This window comes from uncultured Clostridium sp., from assembly GCF_934754915.1.
Lineage (GTDB): Bacteria > Bacillota > Clostridia > Clostridiales > Clostridiaceae > Clostridium.
Window position 1 is genome coordinate 1 of the sequence record NZ_CAKVKB010000259.1, and the last position, 3,084, is coordinate 3,084.

Annotated in this window: 3 protein-coding genes and 1 pseudogene; all 4 read right to left on the reverse strand. The window is 28.3% G+C overall.

Annotated features, from left to right (window positions below):
• Positions 1 to 644: glycoside hydrolase family 99-like domain-containing protein (locus tag Q0F58_RS18480; protein ID WP_294379381.1), on the reverse strand; the 644-nt coding region annotated here is incomplete at its 3' end.
• A gap of 38 nt (positions 645 to 682) precedes the next feature.
• On the reverse strand, positions 683 to 1,639 hold the full coding sequence (locus tag Q0F58_RS18485; RefSeq protein WP_294379383.1) for a glycosyltransferase family 2 protein: 957 nt from the start codon (positions 1,637 to 1,639) through the stop codon (positions 683 to 685).
• A 44-nt stretch (positions 1,640 to 1,683) separates the two neighbouring features.
• Positions 1,684 to 2,466, reverse strand: a complete 783-nt coding sequence (locus tag Q0F58_RS18490; RefSeq protein ID WP_294379385.1) for an ABC transporter permease — start codon at positions 2,464 to 2,466, stop codon at positions 1,684 to 1,686.
• A gap of 12 nt (positions 2,467 to 2,478) precedes the next feature.
• Positions 2,479 to 3,084 (reverse strand): annotated as a pseudogene (locus tag Q0F58_RS18495) (hypothetical protein); the annotation flags it as partial.

Here is a 3,084-nt window from a genome sequence, read left to right on the forward strand (position 1 = left end):
CCCTTTAATCCTTCATTTTTTGCCCATTCATCCCACTTTTCGGTCATTTGGACAATTATTTCATAATCATTTTCCATTTGATAAAAAACAAAAGCAGGTTTTCCATCTATTTTTATGTAACGTTCATCTTTAAAGAAAGGTAACAAATAATCAAAATGTATTCTCCATTCTTTTTCATCCCCATAAACAAGTTCAGCTAATAAGCCGTTACCTTCATGACCCTCATTATTTTTATTATCGAATTCAGGTGCCCAATCAAAGCCATTTTTTACATTACTCCATGTTCTTTTCCAAGAACCATTATCCCATATCAATATAAAATGTTGATTAATATCTTTTGTATTCAATAAAATCTCAGCTGGTTTTTCTAATAACTTTAACTTTGACGAAAACCAATAATGATATATTCCAAATCCATATACACCATATTCATTTGCTAAATTAGCTTGTCTTCTTATTTCTTCAACTTGATCTAAAGCATAATAATGAGAATTTAATGGAATTCTCGGCTGATTATGTCCTTTAAACTGTGGTTTACATTTTTTAACTGCTTCCCAATCTGTATACCCTTTTCCCCACCATTGATCATTTTGTGGAATACTATGAAATTGAGGAAGATAATTTGCAATAATTTTTGTTTTCATAAGTAATTCTCCTCGTATAAAAACCAAATAAAATTATATCATATTTTTTTAATGAATACTTTAAGGCAGACCATCACATCCATTATACGACCTTTAAAACTTTTTATTAAACTATAATATGGATTAAAATTTGATATTAATAATTTAATAAAACAACCATTTTCTATATTAGATATATGGTTAATATAAAACTGCTTATACTTATTAAAATCTGAAACGTTTCGATAAACATCTTCATCTATACATTCCAAATGTATTAAATTGTTAAGACTTTCTTTAGCTGTTTTCAACCTACCCTCAAGACTTTTCACATCATAAGTTACAGGGGCTAAGCCAGATAAACCAATCACATTATTTCCATGAATACGATATTGAAATAATGCTTCATTATAAAAATACATACCATCAACTTCACTAGCATAAATATTTAATAACCAATCATGATGAAAATACTCATTAAAATGATTTTGAAATTTATCATTTATTTCTGACCTTATACATAATGAGCATCCTTGAAATGAATTGCCCACAACTAGTTCTTCAAATGAAATCTTTTTTAGTGTATTTTGTTTTACGTTGTGTTTGTATAAAGAAGTATTTGATTTCGTAATATCACCTTTTGAATCAATTAACTCATAAGATGATGCCAATACTTTAATATTTTTATTTAATTCCATTAATCCAATCATTTTTTCCACTTTGTTTGGGAGCCATATATCATCTTGATCACAAAGAAATATATATTCACCTCTACAATAGGATAATGCCTGTTTGAAATTTATTTTATACCCCATATTCTTTTCATTAACAAATAGTCGTATATTAAAATTTTCAAATTTATTTTTAATTGTTTTTATAATATTAATTGTATTATCTGTAGAGCAATCATCACAAATAACAATTTCATCAACTTTTTTATTTTGATTCAAAATAGAGATTAGTTGTTCTTTTATGTAATCTTGTCCATTATATGTAGCCATCGCAACAGATATCATACTTGACCTCCATAAAAAAAGGTATTTAAAAAATACCTCTTTTACTATAACTCTTCTGCAAATCCTTTTTCTAATCTTTTAAAGATTAAATATCCAATAATCAGCAAAAATAATCCAAAAAGGAACACTAATAATAGTGGTAAAAAATTTGGCCATTGATGATACATAAATATATCTCTATAAGAGGTAACTAAAATAGTTAAAGGATTGATACTAACTAATTTGTATAAAATACCAGCATTTTTCAATAAGCTTATATCATAAATAATGGGTGTTGCATACATACCCATATTCAATATAAATCCAATAATATACTCTAAATCTTGAACATAAACATTAATCGATCCCAAGATAAAAATAATTCCTAAAATCAACACAGATTGAACAAAAGCAATGATTGGCAACATGATAATATACTTAGTTATCCCTAATCCAAACGCAAGGCAGAAAACAACGATAATTAGACAGGAGATGAAAAAATTCACTAATCCACTTAAAACTTGTGAAATCAATAGAATTTCTCTAGGAAAATACACTTTTTTTATAATCCCTGCATTTGCTTTTATCGAAGTTGTCCCTGCACTTACTGTAGTCAAAAAGAAAGTCCATGGAATTAAACCTGTAATCAAATAAATAAGATAATTATCTCCACCGGCTCCACGCATTAAATATGGAAACACAATCCAATACACAATTACCTGTAATAGAGGATTAATAAACGACCATAAAACCCCTAAAAAAGAGCCTTTGTATTTACCTCGAATATCTTTTTTTACATTTGTCTTTAATAATTCACGGTAGTCATATATATCTCTAAAAATATGCATATTTTCACCACCTTATTCTAATATAAATTGAATATTTTTTTCTGCTAACAAATTGCCGTTAGGCTCAACACACTGTACGTTCAATTTATGTTGTCCTACCGAGAAATCTTTCAAATCAACTTGAATCTCCCATCCAATGTTATCGGCATCTAAATCACCAGCATACGCTTCTTGATAAGCTTCAAAAACATCTTGACGATTTGAGCGTATTATATCTGTTATTTCATTTTCATCTAACTTAATTTCCAAAATTGCATCATCATGATCTGAAATTTGCCAACCTCTACAAGTTAATATTTCATCTGATTTTTTTATAGTCGCAAAATCTCTTGGGCTGTCTACGAAAACCGCACCCTTAAAATGGTGTTTCCCTTCAATAATAGCCTTTTTCTTTTCTTCTTTATGATCAATCGCTACTTGTTTTAAATATTCATCAATAACATAAATAGGATCCCCATCTAAGCGTAATTCTCCTTTATAAATCCAAACAGCACGATCACATAACTCTTTTACAACATCCAAACTGTGTGTAACAATCACAATTGTCTTATCTGAATCTTTTAATTCTTTTAATTTACGATAACACTTTTCCTGGAAATGTTGATCACCTACAGCTAA

Coding starts and splice junctions, on each gene's coding strand:
- Q0F58_RS18485 (WP_294379383.1), bottom strand. CDS start 1,639: ATGATATCTGTTGCGATGGCTACATATAATGGACAAGATTACATAAAA.
- Q0F58_RS18490 (WP_294379385.1), bottom strand. CDS start 2,466: ATGCATATTTTTAGAGATATATATGACTACCGTGAATTATTAAAGACA.